Annotated in this window: 20 protein-coding genes; 10 read left to right on the top strand and 10 right to left on the bottom strand. The window is 72.9% G+C overall.

The genetic code is table 11. The features are described from left to right. Positions 1 to 336: 336 nt before the first annotated feature. The gene (locus tag AC0666_RS20130; RefSeq protein WP_478708053.1) at positions 337 to 3036 is read left to right on the top strand and encodes a DUF6493 family protein; all 2700 of its coding nucleotides are present in this window, start codon (positions 337 to 339) and stop codon (positions 3034 to 3036) included. A 72-nt stretch (positions 3037 to 3108) separates the two neighbouring features. On the opposite strand, the gene AC0666_RS20125 is transcribed toward AC0666_RS20130, so the two are convergent. Genes AC0666_RS20125 through AC0666_RS20110 form a run of 4 tightly spaced genes read right to left on the bottom strand, consistent with a single transcriptional unit; the run spans position 3109 to position 6803 of the window. Beyond that, the gene (locus tag AC0666_RS20125; RefSeq protein WP_468579919.1) at positions 3109 to 3759 is read right to left on the bottom strand and encodes an RDD family protein; all 651 of its coding nucleotides are present in this window, start codon (positions 3757 to 3759) and stop codon (positions 3109 to 3111) included. After that, positions 3756 to 4583, bottom strand: a complete 828-nt coding sequence (locus AC0666_RS20120) for a LamG-like jellyroll fold domain-containing protein (protein ID WP_478708052.1) — start codon at positions 4581 to 4583, stop codon at positions 3756 to 3758. Before AC0666_RS20120 ends, AC0666_RS20125 begins: the two co-directional genes overlap by 4 nt. Further along, positions 4580 to 6274, bottom strand: a complete 1695-nt coding sequence (locus tag AC0666_RS20115) for an FG-GAP repeat domain-containing protein (RefSeq protein ID WP_478708051.1) — start codon at positions 6272 to 6274, stop codon at positions 4580 to 4582. Before AC0666_RS20115 ends, AC0666_RS20120 begins: the two co-directional genes overlap by 4 nt. A 28-nt stretch (positions 6275 to 6302) precedes the next feature. After that, entirely contained in the window at positions 6303 to 6803 is a 501-nt protein-coding gene (locus AC0666_RS20110; RefSeq protein WP_468964766.1) for a hypothetical protein, read from the bottom strand. Between the two features lie 325 nt (positions 6804 to 7128). Between AC0666_RS20110 and AC0666_RS20105 the strand changes: the two genes are divergently transcribed. Beyond that, positions 7129 to 7377, top strand: coding sequence for a hypothetical protein (locus AC0666_RS20105; protein WP_468579923.1), 249 nt, complete (start codon positions 7129 to 7131; stop codon positions 7375 to 7377). Between the two features lie 84 nt (positions 7378 to 7461). After that, positions 7462 to 8154, top strand: a complete 693-nt coding sequence (locus AC0666_RS20100) for an RraA family protein (protein WP_468964768.1) — start codon at positions 7462 to 7464, stop codon at positions 8152 to 8154. A 31-nt stretch (positions 8155 to 8185) separates the two neighbouring features. Here the strand turns inward: AC0666_RS20100 and AC0666_RS20095 are convergent, their stop codons facing one another. Beyond that, positions 8186 to 9712 carry an alpha/beta hydrolase gene (locus AC0666_RS20095; protein ID WP_468964770.1) on the bottom strand — a complete coding sequence of 509 codons (1527 nt, stop codon included), beginning with the start codon at positions 9710 to 9712 and terminating at the stop codon, positions 8186 to 8188. Between the two features lie 217 nt (positions 9713 to 9929). On the opposite strand from AC0666_RS20095, the gene AC0666_RS20090 reads away from it, so the two are divergent. The 3 genes from AC0666_RS20090 (at position 9930) to AC0666_RS20080 (ending at position 14218) form a co-directional block, all read left to right on the top strand. Further along, a complete protein-coding gene (locus AC0666_RS20090) occupies positions 9930 to 11750 on the top strand; it encodes a hypothetical protein (protein WP_468964772.1) in 1821 nt (606 codons plus the stop codon). 32 nt (positions 11751 to 11782) lie between these two features. Further along, positions 11783 to 13492, top strand: a complete 1710-nt coding sequence (locus tag AC0666_RS20085) for an AMP-binding protein (protein ID WP_468964774.1) — start codon at positions 11783 to 11785, stop codon at positions 13490 to 13492. Positions 13493 to 13720: 228 nt separating this feature from the next. Further along, on the top strand, positions 13721 to 14218 hold the full coding sequence (locus AC0666_RS20080; RefSeq protein WP_468964776.1) for a DUF4232 domain-containing protein: 498 nt from the start codon (positions 13721 to 13723) through the stop codon (positions 14216 to 14218). A gap of 75 nt (positions 14219 to 14293) precedes the next feature. Here AC0666_RS20080 and AC0666_RS20075 read toward each other — a convergent pair whose 3' ends face one another. Next, positions 14294 to 14620: a putative quinol monooxygenase gene (locus AC0666_RS20075; RefSeq protein WP_468964777.1), complete on the bottom strand. Its 327-nt coding sequence runs from the start codon at positions 14618 to 14620 to the stop codon at positions 14294 to 14296. Positions 14621 to 14741: 121 nt separating this feature from the next. On the opposite strand from AC0666_RS20075, the gene AC0666_RS20070 reads away from it, so the two are divergent. Continuing rightward, the gene (locus AC0666_RS20070) at positions 14742 to 15650 is read left to right on the top strand and encodes an aldo/keto reductase (protein WP_478708050.1); all 909 of its coding nucleotides are present in this window, start codon (positions 14742 to 14744) and stop codon (positions 15648 to 15650) included. A 589-nt stretch (positions 15651 to 16239) separates the two neighbouring features. On the opposite strand, the gene AC0666_RS20065 is transcribed toward AC0666_RS20070, so the two are convergent. Beyond that, complete coding sequence (locus AC0666_RS20065; RefSeq protein ID WP_468964781.1) at positions 16240 to 16866, bottom strand: hypothetical protein; 627 nt, start codon at positions 16864 to 16866, stop codon at positions 16240 to 16242. Positions 16867 to 17001: 135 nt separating this feature from the next. On the opposite strand from AC0666_RS20065, the gene AC0666_RS20060 reads away from it, so the two are divergent. The 3 genes from AC0666_RS20060 to AC0666_RS20050 all read left to right on the top strand — a co-directional run bounded on the left by AC0666_RS20060 (position 17002) and on the right by AC0666_RS20050 (position 20149). Beyond that, positions 17002 to 17679, top strand: coding sequence for a response regulator transcription factor (locus tag AC0666_RS20060; RefSeq protein ID WP_478708049.1), 678 nt, complete (start codon positions 17002 to 17004; stop codon positions 17677 to 17679). Between the two features lie 127 nt (positions 17680 to 17806). Further along, positions 17807 to 19156 carry a sensor histidine kinase gene (locus tag AC0666_RS20055; RefSeq protein WP_478708098.1) on the top strand — a complete coding sequence of 450 codons (1350 nt, stop codon included), beginning with the start codon at positions 17807 to 17809 and terminating at the stop codon, positions 19154 to 19156. A gap of 270 nt (positions 19157 to 19426) precedes the next feature. Continuing rightward, positions 19427 to 20149, top strand: coding sequence for a transcriptional regulator (locus AC0666_RS20050; RefSeq protein WP_478708048.1), 723 nt, complete (start codon positions 19427 to 19429; stop codon positions 20147 to 20149). A gap of 117 nt (positions 20150 to 20266) precedes the next feature. Here AC0666_RS20050 and AC0666_RS20045 read toward each other — a convergent pair whose 3' ends face one another. The 3 genes from AC0666_RS20045 to AC0666_RS20035 all read right to left on the bottom strand — a co-directional run bounded on the left by AC0666_RS20045 (position 20267) and on the right by AC0666_RS20035 (position 24116). After that, positions 20267 to 21658 carry a nucleobase:cation symporter-2 family protein gene (locus AC0666_RS20045; RefSeq protein ID WP_468964785.1) on the bottom strand — a complete coding sequence of 464 codons (1392 nt, stop codon included), beginning with the start codon at positions 21656 to 21658 and terminating at the stop codon, positions 20267 to 20269. 309 nt (positions 21659 to 21967) lie between these two features. Then, positions 21968 to 23209: a serine hydrolase domain-containing protein gene (locus AC0666_RS20040; protein WP_468964787.1), complete on the bottom strand. Its 1242-nt coding sequence runs from the start codon at positions 23207 to 23209 to the stop codon at positions 21968 to 21970. Positions 23210 to 23255: 46 nt separating this feature from the next. Further along, the gene (locus AC0666_RS20035) at positions 23256 to 24116 is read right to left on the bottom strand and encodes an NlpC/P60 family protein (RefSeq protein WP_478708047.1); all 861 of its coding nucleotides are present in this window, start codon (positions 24114 to 24116) and stop codon (positions 23256 to 23258) included. Between the last annotated feature and the right edge of the window lie 201 nt (positions 24117 to 24317).

The following is a 24317-nucleotide window of genomic DNA, read 5'->3' as shown; positions in this document are numbered from 1 at the left end:
CGGCCCGGCTCCCCGACCTCCCCGGCGGATGCGCCGTCCGTGCAGGCAGCAGCCCCGGCGCCGGTCCGACGACGCCGACATGACGAACTGTGGGGCGGTCCGTCCACGGGGTCGAGTCTTGGCCAGAAGCCCCGCTGAGGCGGCCCCGCAGGCAACGGCGTTGTCCGATCACCGCTCTAGCGTTTCGTCCGAGGCCGTCGCCCGACCGCACAGCCGCACCTGCCGGTGCCGACCCGACTACGGTGTCCGGCGCGGCCGTGCTCCCAGGGCACCGGCCGTCCGCACGGCGAAGGGTGCCGCACTCACCACCGCCTTACCCATCACCGGAGGGGCCCGATGAACACGATCCTCGACACGGTCCGCGAAGGCCGCACCGACCTCCTCCCCGGTCTGGTCAAACCACTGACACCGCCCGAGCGCAGGGCCCTGCTGGCCGAACTCACCGCCCTGCGCCGAGAAGTCCGTGCGTGGGACTGGGACCGGTGGCAGGAACGCGACCGGATACGCGCCGGCCTCCTCGTCGCGGGCGCCGGCTGCCACTGCGACACGGCCGGCACGGCCTCCTGGATCGGGGCGGACGAGCTGCGCGACGGGAAGCCGCTGCCCGTGGGCCTGCTGCTCGACGTGCTGGCCGCCCGCGATCCCCACTGGCTCGGCGAACTCGCCCACCGCCTCGCGGACCGCGCCGCCACCGCCGAGGCCGACTACCCGCTGATCAGGGAACTGGTGCAGCTCGCCGGCTGCCCGGTGCCCACCACCGACGCGTTCGTACACGGCTGGATCGACTCGATCTTCACGGTGGACCGGGCCCGCACCACGCACCATCCGCTGTCGGTCGCGCTGCGCCGGGATCCACACGCCCGGGACCTCGTACCGCTGCTGTTCGAGACGGAGGAACCCCCCGAGGCGCTGCACTGGTGCAGTGACCCGCAGGCCCCGAACCACTGGCCCTCCGAGCTGGCCGGGCTTGCCGAGGAGGGTATCGTCGAGCGCCGGGTCCTGGTCGACGGATCCGTGGCACGGCTGCTGCGCGGCGGAAAGCAGAACCAGCTGAAGTTCTTCCTCGTCATGCTCCAGCGGCTCGCCCTCACTCCCGCCGAGGAGCGGGAGCGGATCCCCGACTGGATCGCCATGGCGGCCGACGCGCCCTCGCCGCTCGCCGGACACGCCCAAGAGGTGCTCGCCCGGCTCGCGGAGGCGGGAGACCTGCCCGTGCAGCGGCTCAGGCAGATGTCCGAAGCGGTGCTCTGGCGCCCGGAGAAGAAGCTGGTACGGGCCCAACTCGCGCTGCTCACCAAGACCTTGCGCAGCGACCGGGCGACCCGGCACGCACTGCTGCCCGCCGTCGCCGGTGTCTTCGGGCACGAGGACACCGCCCTGCAGGAGCGCGCGCTCAAGCTCGTCGCGACGTACCTCTGCCCGGACGACGACGCCCTGCGCAGCGAACTCGTCCTTGCCGCCGAGGCGTTGAGCCCGGCATACCGGCGTACGGCTGCGGAGCTGCTCGGCTCCGCCGCCTGCCCGCAGGCTGCCGCCGGTGCGGAAGCGGACGGGGCGGGCGACTCCGGCCGGCGGTCCGCGTACGTGGAGACCCTGCCCCCGGTTCCCGTACGACGCCGCATCGGCACCGCGCCGCGGCCGCTCGCCGAGACCGCCGAGCTGGTCGCCGCCGTGGGCGAGTCCCCCGACCCGGCGGTGGCCGACTGGGAGTCGGCCCTCGACGGCCTCGTCCGGCATGCGCACCAGGACCGGGCCGCCCTGGTGGCGGCCCTGCGCCCGGCGCTGGCCGGCCGCCGGTGGTACGCGCCGGACCGGCGCGTGCGCGCGGACCGGCTGCTGTCCGGAGTGGACCTGGTGGCGGCGGCCGTGCTCGGCCAGGTGCGTGCGGAGGACCTGCTGCCGCAGCGCCGCCCCCACGGCGGCGAGATGCCCCAGGACTGCGTCCACGCCGCCGCGGCCGCCGTGACCACCGCCCGGCTGGTCGAAGCCGCGCACCGGGTGCTCACGGCCCCCGTGCCGTTCCTGCTGGCCACACCCACCTGGGAGACGGGCTCCCTGGAGTCCGACGACCTCCTCGTACGCCTCGCCGCGTACCGGGACCTGCGAGTGGACCCGGCCCCGGCCGACTTCGCCCAGGCGCTGCTGCGGGTACGGCGCGATCCCGGGGCGGCGCCCCGGGCCGCCGCGCTCGGCACCGCCGAGGGGGAGCGGCTCGCGGCCTGGCTCACCACGGCCGGTGATCCGGCCGCGCTGGTGCGGCGGGTGCAGGGACCGGGCCCGCGGGCCCACCACCACTGGAGCGGCCGGGACCGGGTCGCGGAGGGCACGCGGCTGCTCGTGCTGGAGGGCGGCGAACGGCCCGTGGTGGAGCGCGAGTTCCCTGCCGAGTTCCATCCGCTGGGCGGGGTGCACCACCAGGACGGACCCTGCTGCCCGCCCGGCGAGGCGCAGGCGTTCCCCCAGCGGGGCGTCCTGCCCGAGGACCGCGAGACGCAGGCGGCATGGCTGCTGCCCGCGCTGACCGCGGGCGCGGTGGCCTCCGAGCGCGGTGCCGGTGCGCTGCTGCCGGGGCTGGCCCTGCTGGGCGGCCCGGCGGGTCCGGCGCTGCACCTGGCGGTGGCCACCGGGCTCGGGGCGCTCGATGCCGCCGACCGGCACGCGGCGGTGGACGCACTGCTGGTGCTGGCGGCGACGGGCGACCTCGACGCCCCGCGGCTGGGACGGGACCTGGCCGAACTCCTCGACCTGGGTGCGGTCAAGGCCACCCGGCTCGCCGAGGCGATGCGTACGGCCGCTGCCACGGGGGCGTACGCCACGACCTGGGCGGTGCTCGCCGAGGCACTGCCGGCCCTGCTCGCGGGCGGCGCCCCGCGGGGCACGGGGGAGCTGCTGGCCGTGGCCGCGGACTGCGTGGAGCGCTCCGGTGCGGACGGGCCGGCCCCGGCAGGGCTGGCCGGGACCGCCTCGCGGGCCGGCTCCTCGCAACTGGCCACCCAGGCCCGGCGGCTGCGCGCGGCCCTGACGGCAGCCGCGTAGCCGCCGGGCCGCCGCCGGGTCACCGCCCGTGGCGGCGGGACGGCTCCTCCTCCTGGTCCGGCCGGTGCGGACTCAGCCCTTGGGGACCTGGATGACGACGGTGCTGCACACCTTGTCGGCGAAGGTCTGCTTCTTCTCGTCCCACAGCGGCCACAGCCAGCCGACGTAGCAGGGCAGGCCGTCCAGGATGTGGGCGAGCTTGCGGACGAACGCCATGCCGAAGCCGAGCATGCTGCCGTCGGCCTCGCGGCGCAGGCTGATGCCGAGCACCTTCTTGCCGATGGTCTGACCGGTGGTGCCCTCCTTGTAGAGCTGGAAGAGGCCCATGCCGATGGCGTACAGCACGCCGATGGTGAAGAAGATGCCCGGATCGGCCTTGGCGGGGTCACTGCTGCTGGCGAGGTCGATGAACCCGAGCGCGTACATCGGGCCCGCGATGATCAGGGCGTCGAGCAGGTACGCGCCGACGCGCTGGCCCCAGTTGGCGAGCGGCGGCATACCGGCACCCGGCATGCCGGGCGTCCCGGGCGGCGGGTACGCGCCGTAGGGCGGCGGGGTCTGCTGCGGGTAGCCGTACTGCTGCGGCACCCCCTGGGGAGCCTGCTGCGGGTATCCGTACTGCGGGGGCACGCCCTGCGGCGCCTGCGGCGGGTAGCCGGGCTGGCCCTGCGGGGGCTGCTGGGGCTGCTGGCCGTACGGGTTGTTGGGATCGCCGAAGCTCATGGCGGAATCTCTCCGGGGTCGGAAACGGGGACGAGGCGGATCGCCGGAGGGAATATCGCCATGTGAGCGGTTTTGCCCCCCTGAGCTGCCGCGATGTTGCGCCGACATCGTGGTGGCTGGATCGACCACTTGTCCAATCCGAAAAGGGCCGTCCCCGGCGGTGCGGCCGGGACGGCCCTTCTCATGCGGCCGGCCGTCGGCCGGCGCGGCGTGCTACCGGCGCGGATCTCGAACTTCTGGGCTTCACCGCCGTTGACGGTGTTGCAGTCCCAGGCCTGGATCCTGTTCCCGTCCGTGGTGCGGCCGTTGTCGTTGTCCAGGCAGTGGCTCGGCTTGGCCGACAGGGACATGGGGCTGACGGCGCCGGGCGCGGTGAGCGGAGCGACGTACGGGTAGACGGCGAGGTTGCTGACGTCGCCGGTGAAGCCCCCGAAGTAGTCAGGTCCTCCGTCGACCTTGTACCGGCCGAGCACGAGCGCGCCACTGGGGGCCGGGCTGAGGGAGGCCGAGTGGTGCCCCGTCGAGGCGAGGGTGCCGTTGACGTAGAGGCTCATGAGGGTCGTGTCGGCGTTGTAGACCGCGGTCAGCTGGGTCCACGCGTCCGGGACGAACCGGGCCGCTTCGTTGGCGCCCGCCTCCGACCAGTCGTACTGCCAGCCGTCGACGTCACCCCTGGCCATGGCGAAGCGCCAGTTCTTGGTGGACGGATCGGCGTAGAGCGTGAAGGCGCTGTTGCGGGTGTTGTCCTGGCTGAGGACCAGCGCACCGGTGCCGGAGACCTTCGCCCACGTGCTGATGGTGAAGCTCTTGCGGGTGTCGATCATCGGCTTGCCGGTGGTGACGGTCGCCTGACCGCCGCTGAACGCCGCGTACGCGGTGTTGCGTCCGCCGTGGTCGCGGTGGGCCAGGTCATCCCGCTCGGGGTCGCCGGGTAGTCGCCGACCGCGCTCGGGACGGTGCCACCGGTCTGACCGGTGAGCTTCCAGTGCGCGGTGGGGGCGGAGAGGTTGCCGAGGAACGCGGGCGTCTGGCTGATGCCGGTGACGTTCAGGGGCTGCGTGGTGCCGGTCCCCGCGAAGGTGGCGAGCTGCCCGTTGCTGCTGACCGCCCACAGGTCGGCGAGCCGGTCGCCGGTGACGTCGCCCGAGGTGCCGATGGTGGGGAAGGCCGCCTGCTCCAGTCCGGAGGCGATCTTGACGCGTCCGGCGGCGTTGCCCCACGTCGTGGGGTCCACGTTGCCGTCGGCGCCCTTGTCGCCGTAGGTGCGCAGCAGGTCACCGGTGGCGTTGTCGCGCAGCCAGAGGTCGTGGACGCCGTCGCCGTTGAGGTCGCCGGGGGCCGCGACGGTGAACTTGTCCCAGTCGCCGTTGCCGACGAGTACGGGCTCCCCGTTGCTGTCGAGCGTGCCGAAGACGCTCGTGTAGTACGCCCAGAGCTGCTTGCCCTGCTTCACGAGGAGGTCCGGGACGGCGTCGCCGTTGAGGTCGCCCGGGGCGATGATCTGCTCGGCGTTGTACCAGTGGTCGTCGCCGTTCCAGTCGTTGCCGTAGTCACAGCCGACGGCCGCGTCCTTGACCGGGCAGGCGACCGTCAGCTCGACGGGGTTGCTGACCGCGGTTCCCTGGCCGTTGTTGGAGTACGCCCACAGCTTCTTGCGGGGCGTGCCGCTGGGCTGCTGCAGCGCGACGAGGTCGTTGTAGCCGTCGCCGTCCCAGTCGCCGAAGGCGTCGATCTGCGCCCCCGCCAGGGTCATGCCCCCGTCGGCCGCCGGGGAGAACTTGCCGTTCCCCTGGCCTGCGTACGTGAGGAGCGCGCCCCGGGAGTCGACGGTCCAGATGTCTCGGTTGCCGTCACCGTTGAGGTCCTTGGGACCGTCCACCGTCTGCGACCGGGCGGCGTAGTACAAGTAGGCGGTGGTGTCGGAACGGTTTCCGGCCGCGTCCACGGTGTACGCGTAGACGTAGTGCGGACCCGAGCCGGACGGGGTGATGGTCACGCTGCCGCTCGCGGGAACGGGCCGGCTCCACGGCTCGAAGTCCGTGGAGTAGATGATCTCCTTGGCGTCGGTGACGCCGTTGGCGTTGAAGGTGAACGTGCCGGGCGTGCGGGCCTTGCCCGTGGTGGCGGGCCAGCCGCCCCGGCCGTCCGGGAACTGCACGGAGCCGACCACCGGGGGCTTGCTCGGCCGGTTCCGGTCGACGGAGAACTTGCACGCCTGGGACCAGGCGGACGTGGCGTTGTCCTGGTCCTTGGCCCGAACCTGCCAGGTGTAGTCGCCCCCGGGAAGCTTGTCGTCCGGGACGGTCCAGGTGGTGACCTTGCCGTTGTTGGCCGGGAGCGTCTGCGTGGCGACCGGAGTGCTCTGGCCGGCCTTGAAGACCTGGATGGATTTCGCGTGCGAGGGATTTGCGTGGTGCTGCCGACCTCTCTGGCGCCGCAGGTCTGCCGACCCGGCCGGCAGGTCCGGGCGTTTGCGGAAAGGGCGGGACGGGCCGCCGCTGCCCCGCGGCCGCATGGAGGCGTCAGCCGCGGGGCGACCCGGCTCAGTGGAAGAGCATCGAGGCGTCGCCGGCCGCCGTGGTGACGGAGGAGGGACAGAGGAAGCTGCCCGAGGTCTTGGTGGCGGTGAATGCCTGGTTGACGTACTTGCGGGTGGAGGCGTCGCGGTTCCAGGTGATGTTCGTGGCCTTGTAGCGGCACGAGATGAAGCTCTGCTTCCCCGTGATGTCGATGGCGTCCGTCTTCGCCGTGCCTGCGGTGTCGTCGAACGTGAACGCGGGGTTGTTGTTGAGGGTGGCGGTGATGCCGCCGTTGCAGCTCAGGTTGCCGCCGGGCGGGTTGATGGTGGTGCGGTCCACGGTCAGCGCGCTCGGGGGGTTCGCGCTGGTGCGGGCTCCGGTCCAGGTGCAGGTGTTGCCGGCGACGACGATGACGCCGTCCAGACGCTGGTCGGCCGTCGGGCCCAGGGCCAGGGCCGATGTCGCGCCGCTGATCACCAGGGCGGCGGCCAGTGCGGCCGTGCCCGGCCATGTCGAGATCTTCATCCTGTCGCTCCTTCGCCACGTCCTCGTGGGGGTGTGAAGCGGGGCCCGGGGAGGCCCGCGCCGGCGTGCGCCCGGTCGGCGGGAGGCGGTGTCCGCGGGCCGGCCGGGGGAGACGCCTGGAAGGTGACACAGGGACCTTGAAATGTCAGGACCATGCCAATGTTTTGGCCGGACGCCGTCGGCTCGGCCGGTTCTCGTCCTCACGCCGCCCGGCCGGCCGGGAAGGCCGCACACTCGGGCGATCGGGGCCCTGCCCGACGGCTCCACGGACGTCTGCGCAGGTCTTCGGGATGCGGCCGCAGCCGTCCCGGCGGAGGCTGGGCCCATGCACCATGCGCCGATCGTCGTCCACCACATCGCCCCGGCCGGCGGCCGCCGGGTCTCCCTGCGCACCGACGGGCGGGACACCGTCCTCGGCCTGGCGCGCAACGACGCCGACGTGATCGAGTTCCTGAGGCGGGCCGGCGTACCCGACCCCGACGAGGTGGTCCTCGGCGACACCGAGCTCATCACCTGGCAGGGCGAGGAGCCGCACATGTACGAGGCGGAGCCCTCGGACACCGACATCCCGTGAGACGGCAGGGCACCATGGGGGCGGGGCTGATCGAAGCCGTTCGCCCACGAGAGCCGTTCACTCACGAGAAAGGGGGGAGAGGGCATGCAGAAGGCCTTCGCCGACCTGTCCACGCCGCTCATGGCCGATGCCTGCGTGCGCACCGGGGTGCCGCTGCGCGTGGCGCCGCCCGGCATCGGTGCCGTCGTGCAGGGCCACCGGATCGCCGGCCGCGCCCTGCCGGTACGCCACTACGGCAGCGTCGACGTGTTCCTGGAGGCGTACGGCGGCGCCGAGGAAGGCGACGTCCTGGTCATCGACAACGGCGGCCGTTCGGACGAGGCCTGCGTGGGCGACCTGGCCGTACTGGAGGCCGCGGCGTCCGGAGTGGCGGGCCTGGCGGTGTGGGGGCTGCACCGCGACACCCCGGAGCTCGCGGAGATCGGCCTGCCGGTCTTCAGCTACGGCAGCCACCCGGCCGGCCCGGTCCGGGTGGACGACCGCGAGCCCGAGGCACTGGTGACCGCCCGTTTCGGGCCGCATCTGGTGAGCGGTCGGGACTTCGTCTTCGGCGACGCGGACGGCGTGCTGTTCGTCGCGGCCGAGCACGTCGAGGACGTGCTGGCCGCGGCGTACCGGATCCGGGAGACGGAGCGCGAGCAGGCCCGCCGGATCCGCGCGGGCGAAACCCTGCGCAGCCAGACGGCCTTCGAGGACTACCTCGTCCTGCGCGAAGCCGACCCGGCCTACACCTTCCGCCGCCACCTGCGCCGGATCGGCGGCGCCATCGAGGAGTGACGGCGCCGCCGCGCGTGGACCCGCCGGCCGCTCAGGGGGCCGACGGGGCCGCGGCCGGGCAGGTGGTGTCGCGCTCCGGGAGGGTGCCGTCCAGCAGGTAGACCTCGACCAGGGCGTCGACGCAGGCGTTGTGGTTCTGGAACTGGCCGTGGTCGCCGCCCTCCACGGTGATCAGGCGTGACCCGGCCAGTCCGCGGTGCGCACGCACCGCTGCCTCGTAGTACGTCGCCGGGTCCGTCTTCGAGTTGAGCATCAGCACGGGCGGCAGGCCCTGCCCGGTGACCTTGAACCGCGGGGCTCCGGTGCCCGGCCAGTTCGCGCAGACGGCCGCGAACGTCAACTCCCGTGCCCCGGCCAGCGGATGGGTGCGGGTCGCCTCGGCGCTGCGCTCCACCCAGTACCGGCGGTCGCGGTTCCATGCGGTGTCGCCACAGGTCACGGCGAAGTAGTCGGCGACGAAGCCGGCGTCCATGAGGTGCCGCAGCTGTGCGGCGACGGCCTGGCGCGTCTGCTCCGGTGCCTGGTCCGGGTGCTGGAGGAGGCCCAGGAGGGAGGCGAGGTCCGCGAACCGGTCCGTGTCGTAGATCGCGTCCGTCGCGGCCGCGTCCAGGTGGTTGGGGGTGATCACCGTCCCCTCCAGGTCCACGGGGTGCTCGCGCAGGGCGGCTCGCAGCCGCTCGTACGCGGCCCCGGTTTCGGCGGGCGTGCGGCCCTGGTGGTAGGTGGCGTCGTTGTCCGCCAGCCACGGCAGGAAGTCCTTCTCGAAGCGGCGCTGGAAACTCATCGGCTGGCCCGTCAGGAACGACTGCCAGGATCCGGTGACGTCGATGTTGCTGTCGAGGACGACCCGTTCCACCCGGCGCGGGAACCCGGAGGCGTAGTACGCCCCGAGGAGGGTGGCGTAGGACGGTCCGAAGTAGGAGATCTTCTCCGTTCCGAGCAGCTGCCGGTAGAGGTCCATGTCGTGCACGGCCTGATCGGTCGTGATGTACGGCAGCAGCCCGCCCGAGTGGGTCCGGCAGTCCCGTACGAAGTCACGCGCCCGCTCGAAGGTCTGCCGGACCGCGGCCTGCGAGCGGTCGCGCAGATCGCCGCCGCCGAAGAGGACGTCGACCTTGTCCTGGTCCGAGCAGACCACCCTCGTGCTCGCGCCCACCCCCCGCTGGTCGAAGCCGACGATGTCGTACGCGGCGGCCAGCTTGGGGCTGTAGGAGGCGAGGCGGGCCGGCCGGGCGAGCCCCGACGCGCCGGGGCCGCCCGCCGCCATCATGAGCACGCCCCTGCGCTTCGCCGGATCCGCGGCGCGCAGCCGCGAGACCGCAATGCCCAGGCCCGGTCCTGCGTCCGGGTGGTACCAGTCGCGCGGCACGGACATGGTGGCGCACTCCAGCGGCCCGGTCGCGCAGGGCTGCCAGTCGAGCCGCTGGTGCACGTACCGGTCGGGGACCGGCGGGGCCTGCGCGGCCGTCGTGGCGCTCGCCGTGGCGGTGGGCAGGGCCGCTGCGGTGAGCAGGGTGCAGGCGGCTGCCGCCAGCCATCGGGACGCGTTCTTGAGCATGTGGATGTACTCCCCCGGTCGGGTCGGTCGGTGCTCCGATCGTCGTCCGGCGGCCGTGCGCGTTCGATATCCCTGGCACCCCGATCGCTGGTGGGGCCAGTGCCACCAGGCGCCCGTGCGCTGTAGCAGAACCGATACTGCGCGGCCCTGTGACGCGTATCACCGACGGCGCTACATTGCTGGGCGCCACGCAGCCGCGGGCCGGAGGGGGACGGCGATGAGCTCTGGATTCCTTGCGAGACTGGGCAGTGCGATCGGTACGAAGACGGGCGCCGCAGTGGCGGCCGGAACATTGGCGGTGACGGCCGTGGCCGGGGCCGGCGTGTGGTGGGCCGGCCACGGCCCCGAGGTGACGGTCGTCCAGCGCAGCGTGTCCGCCACGGTCGCGGCCGGCGGCGAACAGAGCGCGGTCGCCTCCTGCATGCCCCACGAAACCGCGCTCAGCGGCGGATACGCGGTCACCGGCAGCGGGTTCGCCACCCACAGCATGTTCATCGGCAGCGCCTGGCTGGCGAGTGCGTACAACCCCGGTGACAGTCCTGCCACGCTCACCTCGTACGCGCTGTGCGTCAACGCCGAACCGCAGTTCCTGTCGGGCGTCGACTGGTCCGAGCAGGCATACGCTTTCCAGGACCGGGCGAACAAGGTGACGGCCGAGGGAGGCGGCGGCATCATCCACGACCTGGCGACCGACGGGCCGTTCGCGGCCGTGGTGCACCGCACGAGCGCCACACCGGGCTGCCCCGGCGATTTCACCGCCGTGGGCACCGAGTTCCGCGCAGGACGAGCCGTGACGGGCCGCGCGGTCGCCCCGGTTCCGCTGGACCGGCTCACACCGGAAGCCGCGATGCCCTCGCCCGCGCGGCCGGGGCCCTGGGTGGCCACGCTCAACCCGGGCACGCAGCTGAGCCCGCGCCCGTTCCCGCTCCACGGCTCCGCCGACATCGCACGCAAGACCCGGATCGAGGACCCGCAACCACCGCAGGCGAACTACGCCGTCGGGGTCCGGCCGATCTGCGTGCGGCTGAAGAACGTGTCCGTGGCCACCACGCAGGTGGCAGTGGCGGCCGGCGGCACTGCGACCGCCACCGTGGCCTGCCCGAAGGGCAAGCTGGTGGTCGGCGGAGGCTTCCTGTTCACCGCCCCCAACGAGTCGGGCGCCCCCGAGGCGCCTCAGCGCTACTTGGGCGACGGCTGGCTGTACGCACCGGCCGACGCCCCGGCGGCCGGCGAGCCCTCGGGCCGGAAGGTGAAGGCCTGGCACGTCACCGGAACGAACCAGCAGAAAGCCGGCACCGACTACCACAACGCGGTCTGGATCGAGCACAGCGACCGCGAGACCCTGACCGGCAACGGCTACTTCGACACCCACGGGCGCGGCCCCGACGACCAGGTGCTGCGGGCCGCACCCGTGCCCGCCGACCAGCCCCTGATCGCCAGTGCGATCTGCGCCAGGATCGACGCCAAGCCCACCGAGCCGCCGAAGGCGCCCTCGCCGGCCGTCGTCGCCCGGCCCGACCTGCCGCACGCGCTCGACCCGGCACCGGGCGCGTCGGGATCCGCGGCGCCTCCCGCCACGAGCCCCGGCGTCTCGCCCACTCCGAGCCCGACCGGCCCGCCGAGTACGTCGTCCACCCCCCGTACTCCGAACTCCCCCGGAGTCCCGGGAGCTTCACCAACCCGGCCCGGCTCCCCTTCGCAGAGCAGCTCGCCGACCCGGCAGCAGCCGCAGTCCCCGGTGGTGACCATCCAGCAGCCCACCGGCGGCGGACAACTGCGGCGCGGCTGCGAGGAGTCGTTCGCCGGCACGGCCCGCACCCGTCCGGGCGACCAGGCGCTGACCGACCCGCAGTACACGAGCTGGCGGATCAACGGTCCCCACGGCCCGGTGACCCTGGGCGCGGGTGCCTCCGGCCGGTTCCTCGTCCCGCTGCTGCCCGACGGGACGTACACGCTCGTGTTCACCGCCACCGACCCGGCCGCCGGACTCACCGGCAGCGTGCAGATCCCGGTCCGGATCGTGGGCTGCCTGCGCTGAGTCCGCGACCAGGGGCTTCACGGGTCCGACCGATGGGTAGCGACCGGGAGGATCACGAGGGAGGCGCCGACCCGCCCGGCCGCCCCCGCCACCCAGTCCAGGAGGTACGTGTGTCTGCCGCGTCGAGCTATGCGTCCGGGGTCTTCGAAGTGCCGCTGCTGGGCGAGACGATCGGCGAGAACCTGGACCGCACCGTGCGCAGGTTCCCCGGCCGTGACGCCCTCGTCGACGTCGCCGCCGGGCGCCGGTGGACGTACGAGGAGCTGGCCGCCGACGTCGACGCCCTCGCGCTCGGCCTGCTGGACCTCGGTATCGCCACAGGGGACCGGGTCGGCATCTGGGCCCCCAACCGCGCCGAGTGGACCCTGGTGCAGTACGCCACCGCCAAGATCGGGGCGATCCTCGTCACCGTGAACCCCGCATACCGCTCACACGAGTTGGAGTACGTGCTGCGCCAGTCCGGGATCCGGCTGCTGGTCGCGGCGGAGCGGTTCAAGACCTCCGACTACGCCGCCATGATCGAAGAGGTCCGGCCGCACTGCCCGGACCTGGAGTTCACCGTCCTGCTGGAGGGCACGCAGTGGAGCCGGCTGCTGGAGCGGGGCCGGCAGGGCGATCCGGCCGACCTGGTCCGCGCGGCAGCCGGGCTCAGCCCGGACGACCCCGTGAACATCCAGTACACCTCCGGGACCACCGGCTTTCCCAAGGGAGCGACGCTCTCCCACCACAACATCCTCAACAACGGTTTCTTCGTCGGGGAGTTGTGCCACTACACCGAGCAGGACCGGGTCTGCATCCCGGTCCCCTTCTACCACTGCTTCGGCATGGTGATGGGCAACCTCGCCTGCACCAGCCACGGCGCGGCGATGGTGATCCCCGCACCGTCGTTCGATCCGCGGGCCACGCTGGCCGCGGTGCAGGCGGAGCGGTGCACCTCGCTGTACGGGGTCCCCACCATGTTCATCGCGGAGCTGGCCGACCCCTCCTTCGACACTTACGACCTGTCCAGCCTGCGCACCGGCATCATGGCGGGCTCGCCCTGCCCGGTCGAGGTCATGAAGGAGGTCATCGAGCGGATGGGCATGACCGAGGTGTCCATCTGCTACGGGATGACGGAGACCTCTCCGGTGTCCACACAGACCCGGGCCGACGACTCGGTCGACCGCCGGGTGTCCACCGTCGGCCGCGTGGGCCCCCACCTGGAGGTCAAGGTGGTCGATCCGCAGTCCGGCCGGACCGTCCCGCGGGGTGAGCCGGGGGAGCTGTGCACCCGCGGCTACTCGGTCATGCTCGGCTACTGGGGCGAGCCGGAGCGCACCGCCGAGGCGGTCGACGCGGCGCGCTGGATGCACACCGGCGACCTGGCCGTCATGGACGAGGACGGCTACGTGAGCATCACCGGCCGCATCAAGGACATGGTGATCCGCGGCGGGGAGAACATCTACCCGCGGGAGATCGAGGAGTTCCTGCACGCGCACCCGGACGTGCTGGACGTCCAGGTCATCGGCGTGCCCGACGTGAAGTACGGGGAGGAGCTGATGGCGTGGGTGCGGATGCGGGAGGGCGCCGAGCCGCTGACCGCGGAAGCGGTCCGTGCCTACTGCCAGGGACGGCTGGCCCACTTCAAGATCCCGCGGTACGTCCGCGTGGTGGAGGAGTTCCCGATGACGGTGACGGGGAAGATCCGCAAGGTCGAGATGCGCGAGGCGGCGGCCCGCCTGCTGGGCCTGACCGGAGGGTGACCGCCGCCGAAAGGTCGCGCGGGGCGCGGGCCGCTAGAATGGTGCCATCAGGGCCCGCACCCTTCCGTCGCAGGAGTGCACCGCCCCGTCGGGCATCCGCGAGAGTACGAACGACTCTTGCGTGGACGGCACACGCCGAGCCGGACAACCGGCTCCCCCGCTCTCGCCGCTTGGATCCCGTCGCGCCGGATGCGGCCAATTCCTCACGCTGGCACAGGAGTCGGCACCATGATCAACGTCCTGACCCGGGCGGCGACCATCGCTTCCGCAGCCCTCCTCGCAACCACCGGCGCCTCGGTCGGCGCCACGCAGGCATCGGCCCTGCCGAAGAGCCCGACCTGCCGTGTGGCCGACCTGAACCTGGCCGTCGGGGAGCCGGACGGCGCCGCGGGGTCGCTCTACTACCCGATCCGGTTCACCAACACCTCGACCCGCAGCTGCGCCTTGCGCGGATACCCGGGCGTCAGCGTCGTGGATGTCCGCCACCGCCAGATCGGCACCTCTGCGGCGCGCACCGGCGAACCGGTGGACACCGTCTCCGTCCAGCCGGGCGATACGGTGACCGCCACGCTGCGCACCAACAGCCGGGGCGTCGTGCCGAGCTGTAGGCAGACGTCGACCTACGTCAAGGTCTACCCGCCGGCCAGCTTCCAGGCCGTGCAGATCCCGTACCACCTGCGGGTGTGCGGAGCCTTCGAGATCAGCCCCGTGGTGGCTGCGGAATGAGAATCGCACGGGGCGGTGCGCCGTCGGCCCACCGCCCCGGGCAGGATCAGTGAGAAATGAGGGGGTGTCGGCGGGTCAGGGGCGCGGGGACAGCTCGGCCATGGCGCTCCAGCCCTGGCCGGGCACCTCGACGTGGATGATCTCCGGGGTGGTGGCGATGGCGCCGGCGAGGGTCTCCATGCCGGCCTTGAAGTGCTCCGACGCGACGTGGGCGGCGCCCGCCTCGGCATCGGTGAAGGCTTCCAGCAGCGTGTACTTGTTCGGGTCGTCGACGCTGCGCGACCAGTCGTAGAAGAGGTTGCCCGGCTCGTTGCGGGTGGCGCGGGTGAAGTCGTCGACGAGCGTGAGCCAGTTGTCGCTGAACTCGGGGCGGACGTCGAACCTGACGGCGATGAAAATCATGGGGCCCAGCCTGACAGCCCCCTGCCCGAGCCGCACCCCACAGGGCCGGTTTCCGGCGGTGTCGAGATCCCGGGGCAGGAACGCGCTGGTCCGGAGCTCCCACATCGGTGATCATGCAGTCATGACCACGACCTCACAGACCATCACCGCCGCGGCAGCGGGCACCTGGACCCTCGGGGACCTGGAAGTCAACCGGATCGGCTTCGGTGCGATGCGGCTGACCCAGGAGGGGCCGGCACTCGACCCGCAAGCGAAGTCGAGCGACCGGGGACGCGCGCTCGACGTACTGCGTCGGGCGGTCGAGCTCGGCGTGAACCACATCGACACCGCGGCCTTCTACTTCTCACCGCTGCGTTCGGCGAACGAGCTGATCAACCGGGCGCTGGCCCCCTACCCCGACGACCTGGTCATCGTCACCAAGGTCGGGCCGGCCCGCCTGCCCTCGGGGGAGTGGACCACCCACGCGGCAACGCCGCAGGAGCTGCGCGGCCAGGTCGAGGAGAACCTGCGCCAGCTCGGCCGCGACCACCTCGACGTGGTGAACCTGCGGATCAGCGGCACCGGTTCGCTCGCCGAGCGGTTCGGCGCCCTCGCCGAGCTGCGCGAGGCGGGGCTCATCCGCCACCTCGGCATCTCGAACGTCCGGCTGGACCACCTCGCCGAGGCGCAGGCCATCGCGCCGGTGGTGTGCGTGCAGAACCCGTACGGGATCGGCGCCCCGCCCGAGCAGGAGGAGGTCCTGCGTGCGTGCGGGGAACAGGGCATCGCCTTCGTGCCGTTCTACGCGATCGCCGGCGCCGGCCGCGAGAAGGGCGCCGCCGGCGGCGACAGCGAGGCGGTGCTGGCCGTCGCCCGCGCCCACGGGGTGAGCCCGGCGCAGGTACGGCTCGCCTGGACGCTGCATCGCGGGCCGCACCTCCTGGCCATCCCCGGAACCGGCAACCCGGACCACCTCGAAGCCAATGTCGCTGCCGGGGCGCTGCGGCTGACGGCGGAAGAACTGGCCTTGCTGGACGGCTCGTCCGGCTGACCATGCGAGCGGGTCGGGGCGCCGGCAGCCTGCCCGGACCGGCCCCGGTAGCGGGGTGCGGTCGGTCGGGGGGAGGAACCTGCGAGGAGAGGGGGCCCGCACGCCGGTGCCGGTCCGTGCATGGTCGCTCCCTTCCAACGCTCCCCGCGGGCCCCTCTTCTCGCAGGTCCCCACACCGTCCAGCGTCCGCTCAGGGGGCCGGTCCGGCTGGGGTGTTCCCGTGCGCGCCGCTTCGTTTCCATCACGGAGCCGGACAGTGGGCGGGTCCCCTCTTCTCGCAGGTCCCCGCCCCCGTCCAGCCTGCTTCCGCTCACGGGGCCGGTCCGGGCCGGGGCGTTCCCGTGCGCGCCGCTTCGTTTCCATCACGGAGCCGGACAGTGGGCGGGTCCCCTCTTCTCGCAGGTCCCCGCCCCCGTCCAGCATGCTCCCGCTCACGGGGCCGGTCCGGGCCGTGCGGTGGTACGAGCCCCGCGCAGGATTCCCCCGCCGTCCGCCGTCCGCCGTCCGCCGTCCGCCGTGCGCCTGGGGCCGCCGGACGCAGCGGAAGGCGGCAGGTGCGACTGCCGCCTTCCGCAGGGGGACGCGTAATTCAGCGGGGGCTGCGCGGGCCCTTCCCGTTGACCGGCGTGTTGCCGGTGACCGTGCCGTCCTCGCCGGACAGGGTGACGGCGTGGCGGACTCCGTCGGGGCCCAGGACCACGGCGTGCCAGGCGCTGCCGCCGCCCTCCTGGGGGATGACCCGCAGGGCTTCGACCTTGCCGCCCGACACCGCGGCGGCCGCCTTCTCCAGGGCCTGTGCCCCCGGAAGCGCGGGCAGCGCCGGCGGGGCCTTCGGGGCACCGCCCGCGCGGGATCCCGCGCCCGGCCGGGCCTGGTCCGGCCAACCCGGGACCCCGGCGCCCGGCTTGCCGTCCTTGAACTGCTTCGGCCCCGTCCGGCCGTCGAACGGCAGCTGCCCGCGGTGGTGGCCCCGGCCCTCGGCGGCGAGACCGGCCCGGGCGTGCTCCCGGTGGCCGTGGCCGTGCTCGGCCGCCGCCACGGCGACCGCGCCGCCGCCGACCAGCGCCACCAGCCCGAGGGCCACCCACCGGGTGCGCCCCTCGCGGGCCAGCCGGACGAGCCGGCCGCCGCGGTCCACCGCGTCGGCGTTCGCCCCGGCCTTCGCGTCGTCCGGGCCCACGGCAGGCTCGGAGGGCTGCGGACTGGACTGAGTCATCTGGCTGCTCCTCGTGTTTCTCCCGGGACCTGCGCCCGGCTCGCACGAGTGTGCGCGCGCCGAGCTGAAGCCCCGCTGAAGCGACCTGAAGACCTCTTCAGCAAGGCGGCGGCGCGACCTGAGAACCTTGTCCCCATGCGCGTACTGGTGGTCGAGGACGAGCGGCGGCTGGCCGCGGCCCTGCAGCGGGGTCTGCGGGCCGAGGGCTTCACGGTGGACGTCGCCCACGACGGACCGCAGGGGCTGTGGCTGGCCGGTGAGCACGCCTACGACGCCATCGTGCTCGACATCATGCTGCCCGGCCTCAACGGCTACCGGGTCTGCGCCCGACTGCGCGCCGCCGGCTGCGAGTCGGGCATCCTGATGCTCACCGCCAAGGACGGCGAGTACGACGAGGCGGAGGCCCTCGACACCGGCGCCGACGACTTCCTCTCCAAGCCCTTCTCCTACGTCGTCCTGGTCGCCCGGCTGCGCGCCCTGATCCGGCGCACCGGCCGCCGCAGCCCGCAGATCATGGAGTTCGGCGACCTGGTGATCGATCCGGCCCGCCGCCGCTGCACCCGCGGCGACACCGAGGCCCGGCTGACCTCGCGCGAGTTCGACGTCCTCGTCCACCTGGCCCGCCGGGCCGGAGAAGTCGTATCCAAGCGGGAGATACTGGACAGCGTCTGGGACGCTGCCTACGAGGGCGACCCCAATGTCGTCGAGGTCCACGTCAGCGCCCTGCGCCGGAAGATCGACGCGCCGTTCGGCCGCGCCGCGGTCGAGACCGTCCGCGGCGCGGGCTACCGGCTGGCGGCCGACGGTGGCTGAACCGTACGCGGACCCTCCGGCCCCCGCGGACCACGTCGGCGCCGACGGCCTCGGCGACCGGCCGGGCGCGGCCCCGCTCCGGAGCCTGCACCGGGCACGCCCCCGGCTTCGCGCGCTGGCCGGGCGGCTGCGCCCCAGGTCCGTCCGCGCCCGGGCCACCCTCGGAGCCACCACCGTCGTCGCCCTCGCCCTCGGCGCCGCCTCCTTCGCCCTGCTCGGCATGCTCGACGGCAACCTGATGCGCAACGCCCAGGGCGAAGCCGAACGCCAGGCCCTCGCCACCGCCGGCCTCGCGGCCGCCGGACGGCTCGACGCCGTGCTGCCACCGGCGCGCGGTACGGACTTCCTCCAGGTCGTCGACGCCAAGGGCCGGGTCCTCGCGGCCAGTCCGAACCTCGCCGGACTCCCCGCCCTCTCCCCGGAGCGACCGGGCCGCCCCGGGACGCTCCGCGGCACCTGGAAGGGCAACCCCGCGCGGGGGGACCACCGCCACCGCGTCGTGATGGTCACCACCGTCACCGGACAGGGTCTGGTCACCGTCTACGCGGGGACCTCCCTGCGGGAGGCCGACGCCGCGGACGAGATCATCACCGCGGCGCTGGCCGTCGTCGTGCCGCTGCTCGTCCTCACCGTCGCCGTGGTCACCTGGCGGGTGACGGGCTGGGCCCTGCGCCCCGTCGAGGCGATCCGCGCCGAGGTCGCGGAGATCAGCGAACGCGATCTGCACCGGCGGGTGCCCGTACCGCCCAGCCAGGACGAGATCGCCCGGCTCGCCGTCACGGTGAACGCCACCCTGGACCGGCTGGAGGCCGCCGGGATCCGCCAGCGCCAGTTCATCGCCGACGCCTCGCACGAACTGCGCAGCCCGATCACCGTGCTCCGCACCCAGTTGGAGGTCGCCCAGGCCCATCCCGACCCGGCGCTCTGGGGCGAACTGGTCAGTGGCGCGCTGGAGGACACCGTACGGCTCCAGGGCCTCGCCGCCGACCTGCTCCTGCTGGCCCGCCTCGACACCGCGGAGCCGGCGCCGGACGTCCCCGTCGCCCTGGCGGACCTCGCGCGGGAAGCGGCGCGGGCCCGGCGGGGGGACCGGGTCCCCGTGGACGTGGACATCGCCGCGGAGGCCACGGTCCGCGGCAGCACCCTCTGGCTCTCCCGGCTCGTCACCAACCTGCTGGACAACGCCCAGCGCCACGCCGACCGGCAGGTCCGCCTCACCCTCCGCCTCGACGAGGCGGGGAGCGCGGCCGTGTTGGAGGTCCGCGACGACGGGCCGGGCATCCCGGCCGCCAACCGGGAGCGGGTCTTCGAGCGGTTCACCCGCCTCGATGACGCCCGCAGCCGCGACCAGGGAGGCTCCGGCCTGGGTCTGGCCATAGCCCGCGACATCGCCACCCGCCTGGGCGGCTCCCTCACCGCCGAGGAACAACCCCGCGGCGCCCGCCTCGTGGCCCGGCTCCCCCTGGACGCCGCCTGAGCGAGGCGGTGGTGCCGGAGCCGGCCCGTCGTCCCACGGGGCGCGCCCGCTGCTCGGCCCCCCTGCAGTGCCGACCCCTCGTCTGAGCCCTCGCGACTCCTGGTCGCCATCCGATCCCTCTCTGAGAGGTCATCAAACCTTCGGATCGAAGGGGCATGGATGATTGCACCAATGGAACGTCTGTTACTGTGCCCGCTCCCGGATGTTCATCCACCCATCCATCTCCCTTCGAGCGCCCGGCGTTCGAGGGTGTTGCGAGGTGTTTTGTACGTGTACAGCACTCCGTTCTCCCCCGCAGAGGCCAAGTCCGCGCGCCACCGCATGGGCCTGACGACGGCCCAGGTGGCCCAGTCCATGGCCGCATGCGGCACGGCCGTCCACCCCGACCTGGTCGCCGCCTGGGAGCAGGGCTATCAAGTCCCCACGGACCAGGAGCTCTTCGCCCTCGCCGCCGTCCTGTGGTGCGACCCGGCGACGCTGATGGGCATCGAGCCGCGCACCCTGGCCGAACACCGCATCGCCTGCGGGCTCACGGTGGAGCGGCTCGCCTACCGCATAGGCATGGGCCCGGCCGAGTACCGGGCCGCGGAGGAGGCCCGGCACTGGCAGGGGGACACCTGGCAGACCAGGGCGCTCGTGGAGGCCCTGGGCCTGTCCCTGCGCAAGCTGATCGGGATCATGGGCAGGGTCGACGAACTGGCCGCCCACCTGCGGTCGGCCATCGACGGACGCTGGAAGGCGCACGTCGAACCGGTGGCGGAGATCGTGGTGGTCGACATGACGAGCGTGGGCGATGCGCTGCGCACGATGCACGCCGAATTCGCGGAGTTCTCCGAGCGGTACATGGGGCACCTGGTCGCCCGCAACGACGACGCCCGCCTCAAGGAGATCGCGGCGGAGCGGGCCGCCTACCTGCGCCGACTCGTCGACCACTTCTGGGAGTTGATCGGTGAGGCGGGCGAAGCGGCTCCGTTCGCCCCGGGAGGCCCGTGACCCCGCCTCCAGGGGAGACCGGTGGCGCGGCGACGCGGGTACGCCGACCGGGGCCGGGAAGGACGAGGCGTCCTCCCCGGCCCGGCCCGGCCCGGCCCGCACCGGGGCCGCCGCCGCTCAGCCGGTGGCGGCCTCGATCTCGTCCCAGTCGATCTCCATCGCCCTGCGGCTGGTGAACACGTTGAAGAGCAGGTTCAGCGTGATGGCCGTCAGGGCGCCGAGCGTGATGCCGCTGTCGAGCACGGCCCGCACACCGTCGGGCATCCGGTCGAAGAACGGCGCGACCGTCGTCGGCAGCAGGGCCGCACCCAGACTGACGCCCAGGATCAGGGCGTTGCGCTCCTCGCGCAGGTCGACCTTGCCGAGGATCTGGATGCCGACCGCCGCGACCATGCCGAACATCGACAGGGCCGCCCCGCCGAGGACCGGGTGCGGGATGGACGCGACCAGGCTGCCGGCCTTGGGCAGCAGCCCCAGCAGCACCATGAACACGCCGGCCGCGACGACCACGTAGCGGCTCATCACCTTGGACATCCGCACCAGGCCGATGTTCTCCGCGAACGCCACGTACGGGAACGAGTTGAGGATCCCGCCGAGGACGGTCGCCGCGCCGTCGGCGCGCAGCGCCCTCGCGACCGTGTCGGTGTCGACGCGCTTCCCGGTGATCTCGCCGATGGCGTACACGTCGCCGGTGGTCTCCACCATCGTGATCAGCATGACGACGAGCATGGCCAGGACGGGGAGGAGCTCGAACTTCGGCATGCCGAAGTGGAACGGGGTGGTGACCCCGAACCAGTCGGTGTCGCCCACCGCCGTGAAATCGGCGTCGCCGAGGATCCAGGCCACCGTCGTGCCGCCGACGAGCCCCAGCAGGACCGACAGGCTGCTGAGGAAGGGCTTGCCGATCCTGGCCACCGCCAGGATGAAGAGCAGCGTGCCGAGCGCGTACGCGAGGTTCTCCGGGTCGCCGTACGAGGCCCCGCCGATCAGTGAGGCGCCGCCGGCCGCGTCCTGCAGGGCGACCGGGATGAGGGTGATGCCGATGATCGTCAGGATGGTGCCGATGACGACCGGTGGGAAGTAGGTGACCAGCTTGCTGAACACGGGGGCGAAGAGGAAGGTCGCTATGCCGGCGGTGATCACCGCTCCGTAGACGACGAGCAGGCCGGCGGTGCCGCCGCCCGCCCCCGTGCCGATCGCGATCATGGGGGAGACCGCGGTGAAGGTGACGCCTTGTACGAGGGGCAGCCGGGCCCCGACCTTCCAGACCCCGAGGGCCTGGATGATCGAGGCGATGCCGCAGGTCAGTAGGTCCGCGTTGATCAGGTGGACCAGTTCCTGACGGGGAAGCCCCAGGGCGTTCCCGAGGAGGACCGGGACGATGACCGCCGCCGCGTAGAACGCGAGGACGTGCTGGAAGCCGTACAGGGCGAGCCGGGGGAGCGGGAGGAGCTCGTCGACCGGGTGCGCGGAACCCTGCGGGGTGGACTGTCGGGGGACTCGTGCCATCTCTGCCTTGCCTTCGCGAGGTAGGTGAATGAGAAGACCGCCGCCCTCGGGCCCTGGATGCAGGACGGGGGCAGGTCGGCTCGTACCGAGCCGACGCCGGGCGGTGTTGCCGACACCACGTCGCTCTGCACTGCAATTGGCTCCTGGAGTGGCAGGGCGCCCTTCGATCGATGCGCTGGAGGCATGCTCCTTCTTGGATCCGAAGGAAGCCTCGACCGAGGGCGCTCACCATAGCCAAAGGCGGTGTTTCCTCGCGAGTAACCGGGCAGCCCGAGCGACCGGGCAGCCCGAGCGACCGGGCAGCCGGGCTCAGCCGCGTTCGGGCACGTCCGCCTCGGCCCAGGGCACCGCGAACCCGCGCGCGGCGGGTCCGGCCGCGGCCTTCTTCCCGCAGAACCCGGCTTCGAGGGTGGCGCCCAGGGCCGTGTTCGCCTCCCCCTTGTTCGAGGTGTTCGCCACGGCGGCCAGCGAGCGGCGCCCGTCGCGGGTGGCGAAGGCGTAGGTGTAGAAGCCCTGCACCGTGCCCGTGTGCCCGAACACGGACGTGCCGCAGGAGAGGTCGTAGCGGCGCAGGCCCAGCCCGTAGAAGCGGGTGTTCGTGGTGTCGGTCGGGGTCATGGTGAGCATGGCGTCCACCAGGCGCGCGGGCAGCAGCCGGCCGGCGAGCAGTGCGGACATGAAGGTGTTCAGATCGGCCGCGTTGGAGATCATCGCACCCGCGGACTGGGCCCAGGACGCCGTCTGCTCGGTGGAGTCGACCAGCGCACCCCCCGGCTCGTCCGGGTGGAGGTAGCCGTGCAGGTGCGGCCCCTTGACGGCCGTGTCGGGGTGCACGTAGGAGGTGTTCTTCAGCCGCAGGGGCTTGATGATGCGGCGCTCGTACTCCTTGGCCACCCCGTGTCCCGCGGCCTTCTCGATGAGCATGCCGACGACCACGAAGTTGGTGTTCGAGTACCGGTACGCGACGCCCGGTTCGGTCGTCCGCGGCTCGCGCAGCGAGAGGGCGACGAGTTCCTGGTACGTGAAGACCTTGTTGCGGACGGCTTCGAAGCCGGGCAGGGTGTGCTCGAACATGGCGTCCGTGTAGTCCGCGAGCCCGCTGCGGTGGGTGAGCAGATGGCGCACCGTGATCCGGTCGTCGGGCAGCAGACCCGGCAGGTACCGGTTGACCGGTGCGTCGAGGCTCAGCTTCCCCTCACCCACCAGCTGCAGCAGGACGACGCTGGAGAAGGTCTTGGTGACGCTGCCGATCCGGAAGCGGGACTGCAGGTCCATCGCCGCGCCCGTGGCCCGGTCCTGGACGCCCACCGCGCTCGTCAGGGGCCTGCCCGAGCCGGTGAGGCGGACCATGGCACCCGGTGCGCCCACCGCGGTGGTGTTCTGCAACGCCCGGGTCAGGGCTTCGAGATCCGGCGTGGTCCCGGCTGCTGCGGTCTGCGCGGCCTCCGCGGGGAGGGCGGCCGTCGCGGCGTGGGCGGCGGTGGCCGGCGCCGCACCGGCCACCAGGGTGAGCAGCACGGCTCCGACGGCCAGGCGTCGGGCAGGGGTCATGCGCACGTTTCTCCTCAACAGGTGCGAAATCAGGGCGGGTTGGGGATCAGAAGGTACAGGTGGGGACGTCGTCGAGCCAGGCGGGCCCCTGGATGTAGATGTTGGTCACCCAGGCCCGGTAGTCCGGCAGGTACGACCAGGCGTCGTTGGTGTAGCCGTCCGAGGTGACCTCCTCGGCATGCTTCTGGCAGGTGACACGGACCGTCGTCGGACCCGGGAAGGCGTAGACGCGCGCGGCGGACGTGGCCGGCTGCTCCTTGGTCCACACACCGGAACCCCAGGTCCGCACGGTGTGCCCGGTGACCGGGCCGGGGTCGATCCGGACCGCCCCGTAGTAGTCGCCGCCCTGGCGCACGTCACTGACCATCAGCTTCGTGCCGGACTGGCGGGCCTCCACCATCTTTCCCGCCCCCAGGTACAGGGCGATGTGGTGCAGGTCCTGCGAGGTGCCCCAGACCAGCAGGTCACCGGGGAGCAGCGGTCCGAGGCCCTGCGCGGCCGTGAACCGCGAGGCCGCACGGTGCGTGTAGTACTGCGCGGCGGCCACCCCGTCGAGGAGGTCCGACCCCGTGGCCTCGGCGTAGGCATGGCGGACGAGGCCCGAACAGTCGAAGCCCTTCCGCTCGGGGTCGTGCTCGCTGGCCGGATCGGTAGGGTCCACCTGACCGTACGTCGGACCGGGCTGCGGGCCGTGACCACCTCCCCACGTGTACCAGACACCGGCTGCCACCTGCGCGCAGGCCGCGGTGACGGCCCGTTCGGCCGCGGCGGAAGCCCCGGAGGCCAGTACCCCGCACGGACCGGCGGCAGCGGAGGCGGGCGCTGCCCGCGACGCCGGAGCGGGCGTCCACACCAGACAGGCCAGGAGGGCGAGAAGGGTGGCGAGCAGACCGGATCGGCGCAGCATGGGGGACCCCGTTTCATAGCGGAAGTGAAGCGACCTGAGGCGGTGGGCCGTTGGGAGGGACGCGACGGCCTCCCGGGCCCGGGCACGGCACGAGCCTGCGGCAGGCGGCGCCGCCGCGTCGAGGACCCGGCGGCGCCCCAATCGGACGGGCAACGGGAAACCCCCGGGAAACCCCTTCCGAGCAGGGCGGGGAGCCGTGCG

It is taken from the genome of Streptomyces sp. NPDC043680 (assembly GCF_056436685.1).
Note: the sequence above shows the minus strand (reverse complement) of the source record. Positions and strands in the feature narration are given on the sequence as shown.